This window comes from Rhizobium sp. CBN3, from assembly GCF_030518245.1.
Lineage (GTDB): Bacteria > Pseudomonadota > Alphaproteobacteria > Rhizobiales > Rhizobiaceae > Rhizobium > Rhizobium aethiopicum_A.
Genome location: NZ_JAULSE010000028.1, coordinates 1 through 16,653, shown reverse-complemented (window position 1 = coordinate 16,653; position 16,653 = coordinate 1). Strand labels below are relative to the sequence as shown.

Annotated in this window: 13 protein-coding genes and 6 pseudogenes; 9 read left to right on the top strand and 10 right to left on the bottom strand. The window is 56.5% G+C overall.

Annotated elements, in window-relative coordinates:
• Positions 1 to 287: 287 nt before the first annotated feature.
• From nifS to QWJ46_RS27240, 4 genes are all read right to left on the bottom strand, one after another.
• The gene (nifS, locus tag QWJ46_RS27255) at positions 288 to 1,484 is read right to left on the bottom strand and encodes a cysteine desulfurase NifS (RefSeq protein WP_004678544.1); all 1,197 of its coding nucleotides are present in this window, start codon (positions 1,482 to 1,484) and stop codon (positions 288 to 290) included.
• 969 nt (positions 1,485 to 2,453) lie between these two features.
• Entirely contained in the window at positions 2,454 to 2,771 is a 318-nt protein-coding gene (locus QWJ46_RS27250; RefSeq protein ID WP_004678546.1) for an iron-sulfur cluster assembly accessory protein, read from the bottom strand.
• Between the two features lie 528 nt (positions 2,772 to 3,299).
• Positions 3,300 to 4,751, bottom strand: a complete 1,452-nt coding sequence (gene rpoN, locus QWJ46_RS27245) for an RNA polymerase factor sigma-54 (protein WP_004678547.1) — start codon at positions 4,749 to 4,751, stop codon at positions 3,300 to 3,302.
• A gap of 75 nt (positions 4,752 to 4,826) precedes the next feature.
• Positions 4,827 to 5,366, bottom strand: a complete 540-nt coding sequence (locus QWJ46_RS27240) for a peroxiredoxin (protein WP_004678566.1) — start codon at positions 5,364 to 5,366, stop codon at positions 4,827 to 4,829.
• 526 nt (positions 5,367 to 5,892) lie between these two features.
• On the opposite strand from QWJ46_RS27240, the pseudogene QWJ46_RS27235 reads away from it, so the two are divergent.
• Positions 5,893 to 6,111: pseudogene (locus tag QWJ46_RS27235) on the top strand (cobyrinic acid a,c-diamide synthase); the annotation flags it as partial.
• Between the two features lie 117 nt (positions 6,112 to 6,228).
• Here QWJ46_RS27235 and QWJ46_RS27230 read toward each other — a convergent pair.
• Together QWJ46_RS27230 and QWJ46_RS27225 are read right to left on the bottom strand one after the other, a co-directional pair.
• Complete coding sequence (locus QWJ46_RS27230; protein ID WP_026188843.1) at positions 6,229 to 6,945, bottom strand: Crp/Fnr family transcriptional regulator; 717 nt, start codon at positions 6,943 to 6,945, stop codon at positions 6,229 to 6,231.
• A gap of 446 nt (positions 6,946 to 7,391) precedes the next feature.
• Positions 7,392 to 7,715, bottom strand: a complete 324-nt coding sequence (locus QWJ46_RS27225; protein ID WP_132662505.1) for a hypothetical protein — start codon at positions 7,713 to 7,715, stop codon at positions 7,392 to 7,394.
• 306 nt (positions 7,716 to 8,021) lie between these two features.
• On the opposite strand from QWJ46_RS27225, the gene QWJ46_RS27220 reads away from it, so the two are divergent.
• From QWJ46_RS27220 to QWJ46_RS27205, 4 genes and pseudogenes are all read left to right on the top strand, one after another.
• Positions 8,022 to 9,200 (top strand): cytochrome P450, encoded by a 1,179-nt coding sequence (locus QWJ46_RS27220; protein WP_018247194.1) that lies wholly within the window; start codon positions 8,022 to 8,024, stop codon positions 9,198 to 9,200.
• 20 nt (positions 9,201 to 9,220) lie between these two features.
• Positions 9,221 to 9,475, top strand: a complete 255-nt coding sequence (locus QWJ46_RS27215) for a ferredoxin (protein ID WP_004678571.1) — start codon at positions 9,221 to 9,223, stop codon at positions 9,473 to 9,475.
• Positions 9,476 to 9,704: 229 nt separating this feature from the next.
• On the top strand, positions 9,705 to 10,232 hold the full coding sequence (locus tag QWJ46_RS27210; RefSeq protein WP_004678573.1) for a nuclear transport factor 2 family protein: 528 nt from the start codon (positions 9,705 to 9,707) through the stop codon (positions 10,230 to 10,232).
• A 48-nt stretch (positions 10,233 to 10,280) separates the two neighbouring features.
• A pseudogene (locus tag QWJ46_RS27205) lies at positions 10,281 to 10,627 on the top strand (SDR family oxidoreductase); the annotation flags it as partial.
• Here the strand turns inward: QWJ46_RS27205 and QWJ46_RS27200 are convergent.
• Entirely contained in the window at positions 10,626 to 11,021 is a 396-nt protein-coding gene (locus tag QWJ46_RS27200; RefSeq protein ID WP_155774533.1) for a hypothetical protein, read from the bottom strand. The pseudogene QWJ46_RS27205 and the gene QWJ46_RS27200 sit on opposite strands and share 2 nt — an antisense overlap.
• On the opposite strand from QWJ46_RS27200, the gene QWJ46_RS31310 reads away from it, so the two are divergent.
• Positions 10,975 to 11,190, top strand: coding sequence for a hypothetical protein (locus QWJ46_RS31310; RefSeq protein WP_348646384.1), 216 nt, complete (start codon positions 10,975 to 10,977; stop codon positions 11,188 to 11,190). The genes QWJ46_RS27200 and QWJ46_RS31310 overlap by 47 nt on opposite strands.
• A gap of 140 nt (positions 11,191 to 11,330) precedes the next feature.
• On the opposite strand, the pseudogene QWJ46_RS27195 reads toward QWJ46_RS31310, so the two are convergent.
• Both QWJ46_RS27195 and speD read right to left on the bottom strand, forming a co-directional pair.
• Positions 11,331 to 11,618: pseudogene (locus QWJ46_RS27195) on the bottom strand (reverse transcriptase domain-containing protein); the annotation flags it as partial.
• A gap of 410 nt (positions 11,619 to 12,028) precedes the next feature.
• Entirely contained in the window at positions 12,029 to 12,514 is a 486-nt protein-coding gene (speD, locus tag QWJ46_RS27190) for an adenosylmethionine decarboxylase (RefSeq protein ID WP_018247191.1), read from the bottom strand.
• Between the two features lie 53 nt (positions 12,515 to 12,567).
• Between speD and QWJ46_RS27185 the strand changes: the two are divergent.
• A pseudogene (locus QWJ46_RS27185) lies at positions 12,568 to 13,747 on the top strand (IS256 family transposase).
• 31 nt (positions 13,748 to 13,778) lie between these two features.
• Here QWJ46_RS27185 and QWJ46_RS27180 read toward each other — a convergent pair.
• Entirely contained in the window at positions 13,779 to 15,113 is a 1,335-nt protein-coding gene (locus tag QWJ46_RS27180; protein WP_225881315.1) for a hypothetical protein, read from the bottom strand.
• 559 nt (positions 15,114 to 15,672) lie between these two features.
• Here QWJ46_RS27180 and QWJ46_RS27175 point away from each other — a divergent pair.
• Together QWJ46_RS27175 and QWJ46_RS27170 are read left to right on the top strand one after the other, a co-directional pair.
• Positions 15,673 to 16,361 (top strand): annotated as a pseudogene (locus QWJ46_RS27175) (transposase).
• Between the two features lie 33 nt (positions 16,362 to 16,394).
• Positions 16,395 to 16,653: pseudogene (locus QWJ46_RS27170) on the top strand (IS3 family transposase); the annotation flags it as partial.

Below are 16,653 nucleotides of genomic sequence, written 5' to 3'. Positions count from 1 at the left end.
AAGCTGCAACGTACGGAATGCGTGGTTCGACGCGGCTAGGCGCAAGGCAGTCGCGTTGCAACTGGAGTCGGCATAGGCTGATGGTCGGATGCGATCCACCGATGGTGTCGAGAGATTGATTAAGATGATATGGCGCTGGGCCCCCTCCATGAACACGCATGGGCGGTGAACCGGCGATCTATGTGACTGAGAGCCCCGGCTTTTACCTGATCGTTCATACGATGCCGGTGCCGTCATGCAGGTCGTATCGGTGAAAAGGAATTGCCGTTTCATGAGCGTGCCTGCTCCTACTCCCCTGAACGAACCCGGCTGCTCGTGTCGGCCACGTGGCCGGAACGGGATTGGCTCCGGAGCCTTTCAACGATGCCCGGTAAAACTTCGAGCACCCGGTCGACATCCTCGTCACAGTTATCGCGCGAGAACGAGAAGCGGATTGTTCCGTGCGCCATAGCATGAGGGATATCCATTGCCCTCAAGACATGGCTCGGCTCCAGCGAACCGGAGGAGCAAGCAGAGCCGGAAGAGCAGGCGATGCCATAGCGGTTGAGAAGAAGGAGCATACTGTCTCCTTCGACACGTTGAAAGGCGATGTTCGCCGTGTTCGGCAACCTCTTAAGCCTATCGCCGGTTACGAAGGCGCCTGGAACACGCTGGACAATGCCGTTCTCCAATCGATCTCGGAGCGACTTTAATCGGGTGCTCTCGTCGTCTATTGATTTCAGGGCGAGTTCGGCAGCCTTGCCTAAACCGACAATCCCGGCCGTATTTTCTGTCCCTGCGCGTCGGTCGCGCTCCTGATGACCTCCCTTGATCAGTGAGGAGAAAGATAAGCCCCGCCTGAGATAGAGTGCACCAATGCCTTTTGGTCCATGGAATTTGTGTCCGGACAACGAAAGCATGTCGATTGCAGTAGGTTGGAGGTCCATTGGAACCTTGCCGACCGCCTGGACCGCGTCGGTGTGGAAAAGTGCACCGATTCTCTTGGCCATCTCGGCAAGCTTAGCGACCGGGAAAATGGTTCCCGTCTCGTTGTTCGCCCACATGATCGAAGCAATCGCTACACGATGAGTGAGGGCGGTCTCATAGGCGTCAAGATCGAGACGTCCATGTCGATCCACTGGGATCCTGTGTACCTTAATGCCGCGCGTCTTCTCCAGATGGCCGCAGAGTGTCAGCACCGCTGAATGCTCGACTGCGGAAGTCACGATCTCTGTGCGCTCAGGCATCACCTCCAGCGCCGAAAGGATCGCCGCATTGTCGCTTTCCGTCCCCCCCGAGGTGAACACGATCTCATGATCGAACTCGGCGCCGATCAGCGCTTGCAATTGCCGGCGCGCCTTCCTCACCGCCTCGCGGATAGAGGAGCCAAAAGCGTGCGTCGACGAAGGGTTTCCAAACTGATCCGCAAAGAACGGCAGCATGGCTTCAACCACTTCAGGATCGACTCTGGTCGTTGCATTATTGTCGAGATAGATCGCTCTCATGGGTGGATCTCGACTGAGGGGAAGCGGTGACAATGCTGCGGCGTCTTGCACATGCTGTTGTTTGCTAACCTCGGGCAAGCAGCGCGGGGTGGAGTCGTGCGATGGCGCGTCATGCGATCTTGTTGGCATCGATAACGTCGCATCGCCGCCATCAGTAGGAAGGGAAGAACGTTGTGCGCTCGCGCCTTTTCCAACGGTTGGATTCGCCGCGGCTGCTTAACTAGATGGGTCGCCAGCTTAGCTTGTCGCTGAGAACTGAACTGTTGCAGGCTGCGGCGATTTTTAGACCCTGTCCTACGCGATTGCCGGCTACAACATCGATTTCGACCCTGCCAATTTCTCCAGGCCTCAGATTTCTGTTGTGACGGTCTGATCGTCCTCCTCTGCCGGAGCGAGGCTTTCGACGACCAGTACTGTATAAACCGCTGACACGTCTTCGACGGCTTGAACGAGTGTCGTCCGTCTACTGCCAGATCTAGCGAAGTGAGCGACTTGGTCATGAAATCAAGCCTCTTGACACGCACGCGTCTTCGCTCACCTTTCCTCGGCGCGGAACTGCTTGCAGAGGGAGCGTCTCCTTTGGAATCCTGGCCCGGATGCCCGCCAAAAAATTTTGCTGCCTCAGGATAATCCGTTGATGAGCAGACCTTTTTCTCCGGCAGCAAACCGCTTAAAAAGCCTGCTGTCTCCTGACGGACGTTTTGAGGCGCTTCGGCGGGCTTTAGGGTTATGAGTTCGGCCAGCGCTGGCGAGAAGGCGGTCGCTGGGTTGGAACGCAAGGACGACGGCGTCACCAGAAACGCTCCCACCGTTGGATCGACTCCAATTATCAATTCAGGCCCTCTACCGTAGGAAACTGCCGCGGTCTCGCTGAGGGGATTTTCCTGCACGCCGTCGTTCTTCGGATTGAAAAAGGAAACCATGACCTTTTCGCAATAATTCCGCATGGCTCTCTCGCTTTCTCGGTGATCAGCCGAAGGATTTGCCGCAAGTGCAGTTCTGGTGCGCATTGGGATTGTCGAAGACAAAACCGGAGGTTTCTGGTCCCGTCACGAAGTCGATCGTCATGCCGTTGATGTGTGCTTGGGAGTCTGCGTCAACGAACACCTTGACCCCATTTGTTTCGATCACCGCGTCGCCCTCGCCCTGGACGCTTTCTAGCCCCACCAGGTATTTGTAGCCGGCGCATCCACCTGCCTCGACCGCGATGCGAAAGCCTTCCGCCTGCTCGGCTCGGGAAAGCGTTACGTTCATGATGGCGGCGGCATTCTCTGTGAGCTTGATCATGGGATGATTCCTTTTTGTTCGATGGCGCATTTTCGGATTACCGTGCATGCGTCGTGCCAAGCGGTAAGGAAGGCCAAGAGTTCGATCAGCCCGCGTGTTGTATTCCTGCGTCGTCGAACATCGGAGATCTCGAAAGCGCGCCAACTCCAGAACGTCTGCCCGCGTATCTCCGTCTATCATTTTCGGTTGAGGCTCTCGTTGCCGCCGCACCGAAATCCCAGCGGTTCGGCGAAAATGAATGGGAGGCGACAACTGCTTCTAGATTTGTCGCTTGCGCGACATAAAAATTCTGCACGAGTTTCGTGATTAACCGCTTAGCCCCTAAGCGCTTGGGCTATGGAACAGACATCTAATCTTTTCTGGAACGTCAGCTTAAGCGGCCGGAACAACTTTTGAAGCTCCCGTGACGAGGCTGCGGTCGCCAGCCCATATGAAGTCGATCCTCCATGGAGAGGACTAAGCACAATGTCACATGTGCCTCAGTTCCGCGGTTTTTGGGAAAAGGGCATCACCTACGGTACAAAGGACTTATCCCTCCGCGGCCGCCAGTACAAACCGTTTCTCCCGCCGGCGTTGCGCGGACGAGGGGATGTTCATCGCCTCGCGATATTTGGCGACTGTGCGGCGAGCAATGTCGACGCCTGTTTCCTTGAGCTTGGCAACGATGCCATCGTCGGACAGCACATCATGGAGCGTCTCTGCGGCAATAAGTGCCCTTATCTGATGGCGCACAGCTTCGGCCGAGTGCGCGTCACCGCCTTGTGAGGACGGGATCGCGACGGTGAAAAAATACTTGAGCTCGAACACGCCGCGGGGCGTGAGAATGTATTTGTTCGACGTTACCCGACTTACAGTGGACTCGTGCATGTCGATCGCGTCAGCGATGGTCTTAAGATTGAGAGGGCGAAGATGAGCAATGCCATCTTCCAAAAAGACATCCTGGTGGCGCACGATTTCGGTCGCCACCTTAAGGATCGTCGTGGCGCGCTGATCGAGACTCCGAACCAACCAGCTCGCGCTCTGGAAGCATTCGTTGAGGAATGACTGATCTTTCGAGCTTTGGGCGGTTAGGCGAGTAACTTGCGCAAAATAGGTTTGGTTGATCAGTACCTTGGGCAAAATCTCCCGATTAAGCTCGACGTGCCATCCGCCTCCCGGCGAGGGTAGGACGAAGACGTCGGGTATGATGGATTCCGACCTTGCGGACTGGAACTGGTTTCCAGGCTTTGGGTCAAGTGCACGAATTTCGTTCAACATATCGAGAAGGTCGTCTTCATCGACCCGGCAACGTCGCTTCAGTGCTCGAAAATCGCGTCGCGCAAGCAACTCGAGATTTGCGACCAGAGCTGCCATGGCCGGGTCGAACCGGTCTCGTTGGCGCAACTGAATCTCGAGGCATTCGCCCAGACTTCGCGCAAATATGCCCGGCGGGTCAAATAGCTGCAAAGCCTCAAGAACCCGCTTCACTCCAGCCTCAGGGCTATTTAGCCTCTCTGCTAGCTCCTGAAGGTTCACTTGCAGATACCCAGTGTCATCCAGATGGTCGGCAAGCGCGCCAGCAATCAGCCGCTCCTGGGGTGTGAAGGCAGTGAGGGCGATCTGATGGGCGACATGTTCGTGCAATGTCTCAGTTGAGGCGGCGAACTCATCCAGGGAAGGCCTTTCCCCCGGCGAAAGGTTGCCTGTGTCACGGATTGATTTCCAGGGACTAGACAGCTCAGGCATGTCCGTCCTGGCCGGTCCATCAACGTGGTCTTCGCGTGCGCTGATATTTGGATCATCCGCCGCAGTTGGCGATACGCCAGAAGCCCCGCCGTCATTCGACGCCAGGTCGAGAAATGGGTTCTTCTCGATTTCCTGTTCCACGAACTGATTCAGTTCGGTGTGCGCCAGCTGCAGCAAGCGAATAGACGCGATGAGCTGGGGCGTAATAACCAGCGATTGCTGCTGACGCTGATGAAGGCTTGTAAAGGACTTCATGGTTCGAGCAAAACTCCTATCATTCGGCGCAGGTGTGCACGACAAGTCGTAGCTGCTGGTCGTTGGCTTCAATGCTCATACGAAGGCTGGGGCCTTAAGGCATTTCAAAATGTTTTGCGGCGAAGAAACGCCATACGGATCGGTCGCGCAGTTGTCGCCAAAGCCTTCTTCCTCGAACCACCCCTCCACGACGCCATTATTGATCACGGCAGCGTAGCGCCAGGAGCGCAGACCGAAACCGAGATTGTCCTTGGCGACGAGCATACCCATTTTCCGAGTGAATTCTCCCGAACCGTCCGGGATAAGCTTGACATTTTTCAACCCCTGAGACTTGCCCCAAGCATTCATGACGAAGGCATCGTTGACGGAGAGACAGTAGATGTCGTCAATGCCATTCTTCTTAAACTCGACATAAAGACTTTCGAAATCAGGCAGTTGGAAGGTGGAGCAGATTGGCGTGAAGGCGCCCGGCAGCGAAAAAAGGATTACCCGCTTACCGCTGAAATAGTCGTCGGTCGTCTTGTCTTCCCAGCGGTAGGGGTTGGGACCGGATATAGACTCGTCGCGAACCCGCGTGCGAAAGGTGACAATAGGGACCTGCTTTTCCATGGTCATCAATGAAGCTCCTCTAGGAAAATTTATTTGCGGCCTCTCAGTCACGGCTAACACGAATCCGACCTCGGCCCACACGCCAGGGCAAGCAAGCGTCATGCCATTTGGCCTGAAGGAGATGGACTTGCGGTCAGCACAGGGCCTTCGTCGCCGCACTCGTGCGCTGCTCGTGCGGGCGAGCGAATTGTGAAGCCGTTGTGCCGCGCTGACGGCCGGGCGCTGTTTCGGCTACTTCCGACCGCATCTCGATCAAGGTTTCTCTGTCGCCTTTTAGAACCTTAGCATACTGCCCGCCAGTCCGGTCGCGGCGGGAAGGCGCGGGTCACGGGGCTTGAGGTTCTGCTCGTGCGTATGTCTACCCGCGCACGTTTTCTTGTTTGAAACTGCACAAGAAAGTTTGAGGTCCGACAAAAGGGGGCGCCAGGCTCGGACCGCGCATCGAAAAATGGTGAAACGCAAACGGCTCCGATAATTTCGTCACAGAAGACGACGATGGCGGATATCCGCAGGTTGGGGGCGTGAAGAGCTCGCAGCCGCCAATATCGATCGGCTGATGCCGACCGGCACCCGGGTCGCGCTATGTAGCCTTTGGCCTACGAGCATTTGTTGCTCGGCTGACGTCGCCGCGGAGCTGATATTTTGTTCCATTCACCACTCACCGCTCAGCTCGCTGGCGACGTGCTGGGCGCCCGGCGCCGATGGCGACGCCACCCACCTGCCCGGCGGCTATCCCGAGCTGCAAGCCGGCGGCTCCGGGACTAGAAGTTTTCTCGCCCGGAATGCTCGATGTGGTAGCGCCCGGCACGTCCGTCTGCATCCCGACAATGCCGCCTAGTTCTTTACGCTGGCGATACGCGGGTGGCAATTACCCGCTGATTTTCTTTGCGAGCGCATCCATGTCGGGCACGGTGATATGCCGGATGTTCTCGATGCGGATGACGCCCTCTTTGCGAAGCCGGGTCAACTGGCGGCTGACGGTTTCGATCGTCAGCCCGAGAAAGTCGGCAATCTCGGCACGCGATAGCGGCAGATCGAAGGCAGTGCTCGTCGCCGTCTCGGCGTGGGCGGCAATGAGGTGGAGCAGGCTTGCGACCTTCTCCTCGGCGGTCCGCCGGCCGAGCGTCAGCATCCATTCGCGCGCGGCATCCAGCTCGTTCAGCGCCTGAGCGTGCAGGCTACGCTGCAATTCCCTAGTCTCCAATATCATGCGTTCGAGCAAATTGCGGGGGAACACGCAGATCTCCGCATCGGTCGCGGCCTCGGCCGACAGCGTGCTTTCGCGCACGAAGGGGCGGCCGACGAAATCGGGGGCGAATTGCAGGCCAACGATCTGCTGGCGCCCGTCCGACATCACCTTGCAGAGCTTCACCACGCCGCGCGTGATGTTCGAATAGAAAGAGTTTTCCGATCCTTGTGCAATGATCTCGCAGCCTGCGTCGACCTTGCGGCGCAGCGAGTGGCGGCCAAGTTCGCTAAGCTGGCCAGCCGACAAGGCGCCGCAAACGACGCCGTGCCGCGCCTGGCAGGAACGGCAAGCGACGGAAGTGCTAATCACGAGAACCTCACCGCGTGCGACGTCCATGTCCTGATCCCTTCGAAAACCGCCTATGCCGGACATGCCCGAGACGACCACGCGGCCGTTGCGACTTCGGCTATCCCTATTTCTTCCAGCGCGTCTTTGATGGCTATCAATTTCATCAGGATTGCGATTTGATCCAGATCAAATCTCCGTACCCACGCTCTTGCCGTGCCAGGCAGGGCAGTTTTGTGGATTTGTTTCGGACGGCATTTTCGGCCCGCCGCTTGAGCGGGCTTTCTGCGGCCATCGCCTTCCGTCTCGGCGGACGGTAGGCCACCATATCCATTGCTGTCAGACAACACCCAATCGGCAGATTGCCGCCGACTCTTAGGGTGGTGTCGTCGGGCTGGTAGAACTGACATTCAGGACAAAGGAGTAGCACGCTTCGAGCTTTTCCCGGAATTCCGCCGCTAGCTCGATGCCACAATTCAAAGCTACCCACCCTCAAGCTATCCCACTGCATCGCAGTACATCAGGACATTCGTTGCTCGTCGCGCTGTCTCTGGCCCCCGGCTGTGGTGGCTGGGAAAAAGTCGCACCTGAATAGATGGCATCCGGCACCTGATGTCGGGTTTTGTTAGATGCGCGACACGGCCTTGATCAGCCAATCTTTGTTCTGCCTTGAGCCAAAGCGCTGAAAGGCAATTGAAAAATTTCTTTCCGGCCAAATCAATCAAATTGGCATGAACTTTGAAGTTCTTCTTGCGGGGCGGCAAGGACTGTCGGCCGGTTTCTTTGGTGACCGCCATGGAGCGGAGGAAATCAAAATGCATCTGTGCTCAGAACGCATTTACCGGAAGAGAGGTACCCGTGAAAATCCGATGTCGACCGGAAGGGCGGGCGAGGCATCCAAGAAATTTCGACTTCGGCCAACAAAGCAGCGTGGATTTCGAGCCGCACGGCGATCTGATCGCTGCATCGCATGTCATTGGCGCCTCGCGCTGCTGAGATTGGAAATCTGGCGCTCAACGATTTTGCTCGCTCCCTCTCCGAGGAGAATTCGTTCTCGGCGAAGGGGCTTTGATGACAGGAGAAAAGCAGTGGCTACCATTAGGGTTCCAGAACATGTCCCTCCCGAAATGGTGAAGGACTTCAGCCTGTTCACGTCGCCCGGCATGGAGCGCATGCCAAATGGGGATCCGCACGCAGCTGTCGCTTGCCTCCATAATGGACCGAGAATCTTTTATTCTCCCTGCAATACGCGCGATGGCCGAGGTACCTGGGTCATCGTTCGCGCTCAGGACCAACGCAAATTGCTGCAGGACACCGGAACCTTTTCCAGCCATCGGAGCCTTTTCGCCTCGGCGCTTGGCGAAAACTGGCCGCTGATCCCGCTTGAACTCGACCCCCCGGCTCACAGCGTGTTTCGCTCACTTCTCAATCCGCTGCTTTCGCCCAGGCGGATAATGGAGCTTGAACCGGCGGTCCGTGATCGGGCGATTGCGTTGATTTCCAAGATTTCCGCGTCGAGCACAAGCTGCGACATCTTGACGGACTTCGCCTTTCCTTTTGCGGTTAGTATCTTCCTCCGTTTGCTCGGCTTATCCGATGAGCGCCTCAATACATTCGTGGGCTGGGGGAAGGACCTGCTCCACGGCGACGGCATCAGACGAACCGCAGCCGCCCGAACAATTTTGGCGTTCATCGATGAACTTGCAGCGATGCGCCGCAAAGAACCGGCCGACGATTTCATGACCTTCGTCGTGCAGGCAAAGGTCGACGGCCGCCTGTTGAGAGACCAGGAAATCCATGGAATAGGCGTGCTTCTATTCGTCGCGGGACTGGACACCGTGGCAACGGCGATCGGCTTTGACCTGGCCTATCTCGCGCGCAATCCGACAGAACAGGAATTGCTGCGGAGCAAACCGGATCGAATTGTGCTCGCAGCCGAAGAACTGCTTCGCGCCTATTCGACCGTGCAGATGATCCGTGTGGCGACGAAAGATATCAATTTCGAAGGCGCGCCGATCCGTAAGGGGGACTACATTTCCTGCGCCACGATGATTGCCAATCGTGATCCGGTGGAATTCGAAAATCCGAACACGATCGATTTGGCACGAGAAGACAATCGCCACACCGCTTTTGCGTACGGTCCCCATCGCTGTCTTGGATCACACCTTGCCCGGCGAGAGATCGTCATCGGCCTGGAGGAGTGGCTGTCGCGCATCCCTGACTTCCGTATCAAGGATGGTACGGCGCCCATCACCTATGGGGGCCACGTGTTTGGAATAGAGAATCTGATCCTGGACTGGTCCTGATAATTGAGAGGAGGAAAGACATGGAGTACCGTATGCGCGTCATAGTGCACACTTCCAAATGCCAAGGTCATGCAAGATGCTGGGCCCAAGCGCCCGAAATATTCAATCTTGACGACGAGGGATACATACTGCCCGGTGCAATCGATGTCGAGGAGAGGGACGAACTGTTCGCGTCGCGAGGCGCTCGATCCTGCCCTGAACGTGCGCTGGAGATAGATTGCGTTTCGGATGCGTTGCTCGATCGCCTTTTGTTCAACCAACATTGTGGGGGTTGAAACGCAACGCAACTGGTGCATGACGGCGCCGTCGCTGTCCAAACACCTTACCCGCAGCTCTCCCATTGATGTCTACTTCTAAGGGCAGTTGTTTACATGCATGCCTAAGCAGAGGGAGGGTTTTTCCTTACGTCAGCCGAGCAGTTGAAAGCTGGCTGCGTCACTGGATGGGTAAGCGCCCCAATATCAGATGTGCGACAAGCGATGAAACACAAAAAAAATTACCGAATTGCTCGACCGCGAGGCGCTCCGCGACTGCCTCTATCGGTATTGCCGCGGGATAGACCGCGCCGATGAAAGGGCGCTGCGCAGTTCCTACTGGCCCGATGCACGTGACAATCACGGGACCTATTCCGGTTCGGCCGAGGGCTTCATCGAGTTCGCCCTTGGTGTCTTCAAGACGGGACCGCGCAACATCCATCAAATCACGAACATTCTGATTGAGTTCAGCAGCCCGGAAAAAGCCGCCGTCGAAAGTTACTTCGCCGCACTGCAACGCGCACCGAACAAGGCCGGAACGCTAAGTCAGGCCCTGATCTGCGGCCGCTATTGCGATCTGTTCCTGAAAAAGGGAGGGGATTGGAGAATTGCCGAACGGACGGTGGTCTATGATCTAGTCGAGGAGCAGATCTTGGCCGCGGCATCCGAGACTGAGCAGTTCGGCCACCGGCAGCCGATCGGAGCATCATGTCCCGATGACCCCGTCTACGCATTTAGGAAGACTGCATTCCTTCAAGAGGGTGAAAGTGAGACTTGATCGATCAGGATTCAGCCTCGAGATCGTCAACGTTGGTCAGGGAACTTTTACGTGCGCATGCCGATGGTTTCGGAACTTGAACGCGCGGGCAAGATAGACCTCACCGCGGTGCGCAGCCGGGTGCCAATGGGTCGCGTGGCGCGTCCAGACAAAATTGCCCGAGCGGTGCGCTTTCTCGCCAGCGCGCAAGCGTCACCGGGTCTGTGGTGACCGTCGACGGTGGCTGGAGATCGTTTAGTAACCGGGGTAGGCGCACCCGCCATGCCCGGGACGCCACGAGCCGAACTCTTCCCTCCTGCCGAGCACTCCACTGCGCGCATTGCGCTTGTCATGGCGGGGCGGACTGCATAGGCGCTGCCGTTGTGCGCCGCTTTGCGGAACACGGCGACGCGCTTACCAGAACACTGCCGGAGCTGCTCGGAGTTTTCTCCCTCGTCTGCGGTTGATTGGCGCGCATGCGGCGCTGCCGATTTGTTGAAACGCGACGCGATATTGTTCGGGCGCTGTTGATGCAGTTGCATTTAGGCTCCGAGCAAATAGGAAAACTTTTCCTAGGCTCTTTTTGCAGCTGGCACGATTTTTGGATCTACCACATGCCGAGAGATTGGAGTTTTGTTTATCAGCAATGGGCGCCGAGTCGACCGTAATGGTGAAGTGGGGCTTCATACGACCGTATGGGCCTCCCGAAGCCGCCTTATACTTCTTGACAAGCTGGAAAATCGCCAGCGATGGGTTGGGCCAAATGAAAGGCTCGAATTGGAAGGAATCCCAGAAATCAAGAAAGATCATCCAATCTCCTCCGCCTTGGGTCGCCGGTTTGGTTTCGAAACTGGACGGCGAGCATACACTACCAAGGATACTGAGCGAGCTTAAATCAGAACGGTATGACGTCACCAAATGCGACGTTCACGATTTCGTCTCTGCCCTTGCTAGCTGTGGCCTCATTGAAGAGAGCTGAGCCACTTAAGTTGGAGACTGGGGTCAATCGGGCAATGGTTGCCCCATGTCCGGCCGCGGCGTTGGAACTGGCTAAAAGGGTTTCTCATCAAGGGCGATCACGCAACGAGCGTTCGACGACAAAATGGGGTTTCGATTAAAGAGATCATGCGGAAGATTGTCGAACAGCCCTTTGATGTCGAATTCCAGAACCCAATCGTACTTCCAGCACCGCTGACGCGTTACCCCAACGGCATCCAAAGCCGACTTCATCGGCCTGTAGCCATAGGAGTCTGGCAAGAAGAGCGGCTCTAAATCCGGCTCAATCATCTGCTTGACCACCATCTGAGCGATCCGATCACTGACCGTCGGCACACCCAAAACCCTTTCGCCTCCGGTCTTCTTTGGAATGGAGACGACGCGCACCGGCGGCGGAAAGTAAGCCCCAGCCACCACGGCTCTTTACCGCAGCAGCTCGGACTGGTTTGAGACCCGCTCCTGAAAGCCGATCCCGGAGGGCCATCCTCCATCATTCACGCAGCTTCACGTTACGGGGTTAGCTCATACTGAACTCCTTCCGTGCCTCTGCAGCACACTTTCGTCGATGAAGATCAGCTGTTCTGGATCGAGATTCAGTTGGCCGTCGAACCAGACACGCCGGCGCTTTAGGACATCCGGCTGGTTCCGCAAAGCCAATTTTTTCGCCGATACCAAGCTCGACGAATACCTCAAAGCCCTTTTCTGTGTAGTACGGCACTTCATTCGGCACGATCATAGTGCGGAATTCAGAAGGGTATTTTTCGCGCACGAAAACGATTTGTCTAGACATGTTCCGCCTCGATTTCGGAGAATACTTTCGGCTAAAGCGCTTCCACAATATTTGGATGCGTTATTCTTGTTCCAAGAAGACGCTTGTGCTCGCTAATATCGATCCGGGATGGACGAAATACGTCGCGCAACGCGGTGATACTCGCGTACGGGTCTAGCGAACCACAAAAAAATACGTCTATCGCGACCATGCGTTCTTCGTGCCAGGTATTTACGCAAATGTGCGATTCAGCGAGAATTGCGAAGCCCGTGACGCCCCCATCTTCGCTATATTTTCTATAACTCGATTCCAACATCGTTGCGCGGCAGTCATGAACGGCTTGCGCTACCGCCGCCTCAATCGCTTCAGCATTTCCCGTATTTTCTGCATCCCACATATCGATAAAGAGATGGGTTCCGGCGCATACTCGGTCTGAGCTAGGGTAATTTATTCCGCCTTTAGGCGCTCCGTTCAGCATATATATGCTCCGCTTCTTGATCGTGTCCAATGGAGTGGTGTAACTGGATTTCATAGCCATCGGTGATTTCCGGTAGGGTCGGGTTGCTTGAGCCAACCTGAGGGACACCACCGATGACCGACGACATGATGAACCTGCGCTCACTCGTTGAGAAGAGCGCCGATGCCGATTTGCTGCGCGAGATGATCGGCTTTACTGCCGAGAAGCTGATGGCGCTGGAGGTCGGCACGAAGACCGGCGCGGGCTATGGCGAGAAGAATGGCTTCCGACTGGCCCAGCGTAACGGCTATCGCGACCGGGATTGGGAGACACGGGCGGGCACCGTCGAGCTGCGCATTCCCAAGCTTCGCACAGGCAGCTATTTCCCGAGCTTTCTCGAACCACGCCGGATGGCCGAGAAGGCCCTGACTGCGGTCATCGAAGAAGCCTATATCCAAGGCGTTTCGACCCGATCCGTCGATGACCTCGTCAAGGCCATGGGCATGAGCGGCATCTCCAAAAGCCAGGTATCCCGGCTGTGCGAAGAAATCGATGAGAAGGTGAAGGTCTTCCTCGACAGGCCCATCGAAGGAGAATGGCCCTACCTGTGGATCGATGCGACCTCCCTCAAGGTTCGGCGCGGTGGTCGTATTGTCTCCGTCGCCGTAATCATCGCCGTCGGCGTCAACACCGACGGTCGACGCGAGGTGCTCGGCACGTCCGAGGCCGAGGCGACCTGGACGGAGTTTCTTCGAAAGCTGACCAGGCGGGGTCTGCGTGGCGTGAAGCTCGTTGTCTCCGATGCGCATGAGGGCATCAAGGCCGCAGTATCGAAGGTGCTCTCCGCCACCTGGCAGCGCTGCAGGGTCCACTTCATGCGCAATACCTTGGCCCATGCTGGAAAGAGCGGACGCCGAGTTTTCTCCGCCTTCATTGCCACGGCCTTCGCTCAGGACACGCCGGAGGCGGCAAGCACTCAGTGGCGCAACGTCGCCGACCAGATCAGGCCAAAGGTACCGAAGCTCGCCAGTCTTATGGACAGCGCCGAGCAAGACGTGCTCGCCTACATGTCCCAAGCAGCATTGGGCCAAACTTCACTCGACCAACCCGATTGAGCGATTGAACGGCGAGATCAAGCGGCGGACAGAGGTCGTCGGCATCTTCCCCAACGACGACGCCATCGTGCGCCTGGTCGGTGCGCTGCTGCTCGAACAGAACGATGAATGGGCCGTCCAGCGATCCCGCTACATGACACTTGAGACAATCGCCACAATGAGCGATGATCCCCTCATCAGCCTGCCAGCAGCAAGCTGACACTCATCCGGCTGGGATGAGCCGTGGTCGTCTAAGCTACACCACGTCCTGGGACATGATCCGCTTCTTGCTTTTGCATTGGGTGTGCAGGCGGCATAGCCATGATCTCCGTGGTGGCTTGGAGAATATCCTTTACGGAGGCTTCGTCTGGGCTTGTACCGCCGGCAATTGGATAGATCTCAGAGGACTCGCCAAAATTCCTTAACAACGACAGCATGGGACCGGGCGACACCGCCCAATCCAAATAGGTATATTCATTCCCCTGAACCGTGTTTCTCAAAGGGTGTTGGACGGCCCAGTTCATGCTGATTGTGATCAGAGAGCCCGTTTTCCGCCAGCTTTCTAAGGCCGAAAACAATTGCTGCCTTTCAGCAGCTCCCTCGCCCATGCCAAATAGGAGGGATACCCCAACCTTGATTCCGGCTTCGGACAAGATCTCAACTGCTTTGTCCCCGCGTTCCATCCACGAACCCTTCTTGGTGGCGATGTTCTTGTGAAGACCTCCAACAAGTTCTGGGCGCGGTGTCTCGACCCCGATGAAAAGATATTCCAGGCCCATGCGGCCTAGTCTTCGTGCAAGGGCTGGGTTATTGACAATTTGGTCAATGGTCGCTTGTCCGCCAAGCCGCACAGGATTTTCGAGTGGGTCGAATACCTTTTCAAACTGGGCTACGAGGGCCGAATTCCATCCAAGAAGAGTTGAGTCTTCAATGAACGCCGAGACAGGAAAGTTTTCGCCGTAATCTGCCTTGACTACGCGGCGGGCTGCTGCGAGTTGGCCGCATAACCGGTGGGGGCTTATCTTGAACTGTCGAGGAGGCCCGACAACGCTGATCCTCTCACTGCAGAAGATACAATCATAGATACAGCCACGCCCGATGTCGCTGAAGACGTGCGCGGTAGGCGCGCCACCAAACACGTCAAAGCTCGTTGTAATTCCGAACATTTCGGCTGGGGATGGCATCCCATTATAATCGAGCGGCATGCCCGAAGAGCACACAGTGTGGACCTGATCGTCCATGATTGTGCCGGCGATCCAGTGCCCCGGGGTGGTCGTCAGGTGGCCCAATGAGAATTTCGCCTGCCTTGGCGAAAAACCTCTTGCTTCCAAGGAAGCTACGACGCACCCAATTTCCGCGATAAAGTGTTCACCATCTCCGGAGAGCACGATGTCGAAACAGCTGGAAACTTTTCCGTCAGCAATTAGCCGCAGAGGGGACGCTAGATGATGTCTTACACGATTTTCGTCATCCCGATATATTGTTTCGGTGGCGTGGCGACCGCCAAGAACGATACAAACGTCATCGCCTAGAAACTCTCTGATGTATTTCGCTGTCTCAATCGCACCGCGGAAGCATATCGACATCGCTCCTATGAGAACTAAATTGGGCCGGACCCGGACTAATAGCGGCGTTAGCCTTCGCTGCACATCGTCCATGTCAGATAGCAGAAGCGTTGATTGTCGCCTGTCACTCCTGGTGCCGCGCCAATTGCTTTCGCCCCATGCACCTTCCGCCTTGGATGCCAGTGACGCAGCATATCTGCAGGCATTGTAGAGGCTTGCCGGATCGGCGCTTGATAATGCCATTTCGCCCGCCTCGCCGTGAGAAAACTGGGGAGCAGAACACGCGATTACACGTAAGCCCACGGGCTTCCTCCACTATCTGTAATATTTTTGAAATGATTCGGGCGGTTAAGCGATCTTTTCTCCGGTATTAGACTCGGTCGTATCCGATGGCATAAGTATTGATACAACAAATATGGCTAGTATAACCGCGAAGCACGCAGAATACACCAAGTGGTAATGCCCGGTATATTTGATAATCCGCCCTCCGCCGAAATTGCCTAAGAGCCCGATTTAAAAGAAGTTGAGCGATAACAGGCAGTTGTGATTCCCTATTGGTGCTAAATCAAATGGGGTTTCGATGAGCTGGACTGCTATCGCTCGCCGTGAGCATAACCGAGACGTGCTTCGTTTTCCAAGTGATTTGAAGGACCTGGAATGGGCGTTGATCAAACCGCTGATCCCGCCAGCGCGTCGTGGCGGGCGGCGTCGGACGACGAATATGCGCTCGGTCGTGGAGGCGATCCTCTATATCGCCTCGAGCGGCTGCCAATGGCGCATGCTGCCGGGCGATTTTCCGCCGGTTTCGACAGTGCGCGGTTATTTTTATGCTTGGCGCGCGATCGGACTGTGGCAGAGCATCAACCAGCTTCTGGTGATGGCGGCGCGGGAAATCGAGGGACGGGAGGCGCAACCGACGGCAGGGATTATCGACAGCCAAAGCGTAGCGACGGCGCACCCCATGTCCTCAAGGCGATCCGCCGCCGTTTTCCGTGGCTGCGCCACATCTTCGCCGATGGTGGCTACGCCGGAGCCAAGTTGAGGCGAGCAATGTGCGGCCATGGTGACTGGACGATCGAAATGGTCAAGCGTTCGGATCACGCCAAGGGCTTCGTCGTCCTGCCCAAGAGATGGGTGGTGGAAAGAACTTTCGCCTGGCTTGGACGCTGCCGCCGTCTCGCCAAGGATTGGGAGAAATCGATCGAAAGCGCAACCGCATGGGCGCAAATCGCTTCAATCAGAATGCTCACAAGGCGCATCGCAAGATAACGGATATACGAATGAACTTTTGAATCGGGCTCTGAGACGCGGGTGCGCTACGGCTATCGTCGCGTGCATGTGCTTTTGGAACGCGAGGGTTGGGGCACCAACATCAAGCGAACCTACCGCATTTACAGGGACTTGGGGCTACAGTTGCGGAACAAGACACCGAAGCGGAGGGTAAAAGCCCAGCTTCGCGAGGATCGGCACATGGCCGTCGGACCCAACGACGTCTGGGCGATGGACTTCGTTCACGACCAACTCGCAACGGGTAAGAAACTGCGCGTGCTGACGGTGGTCG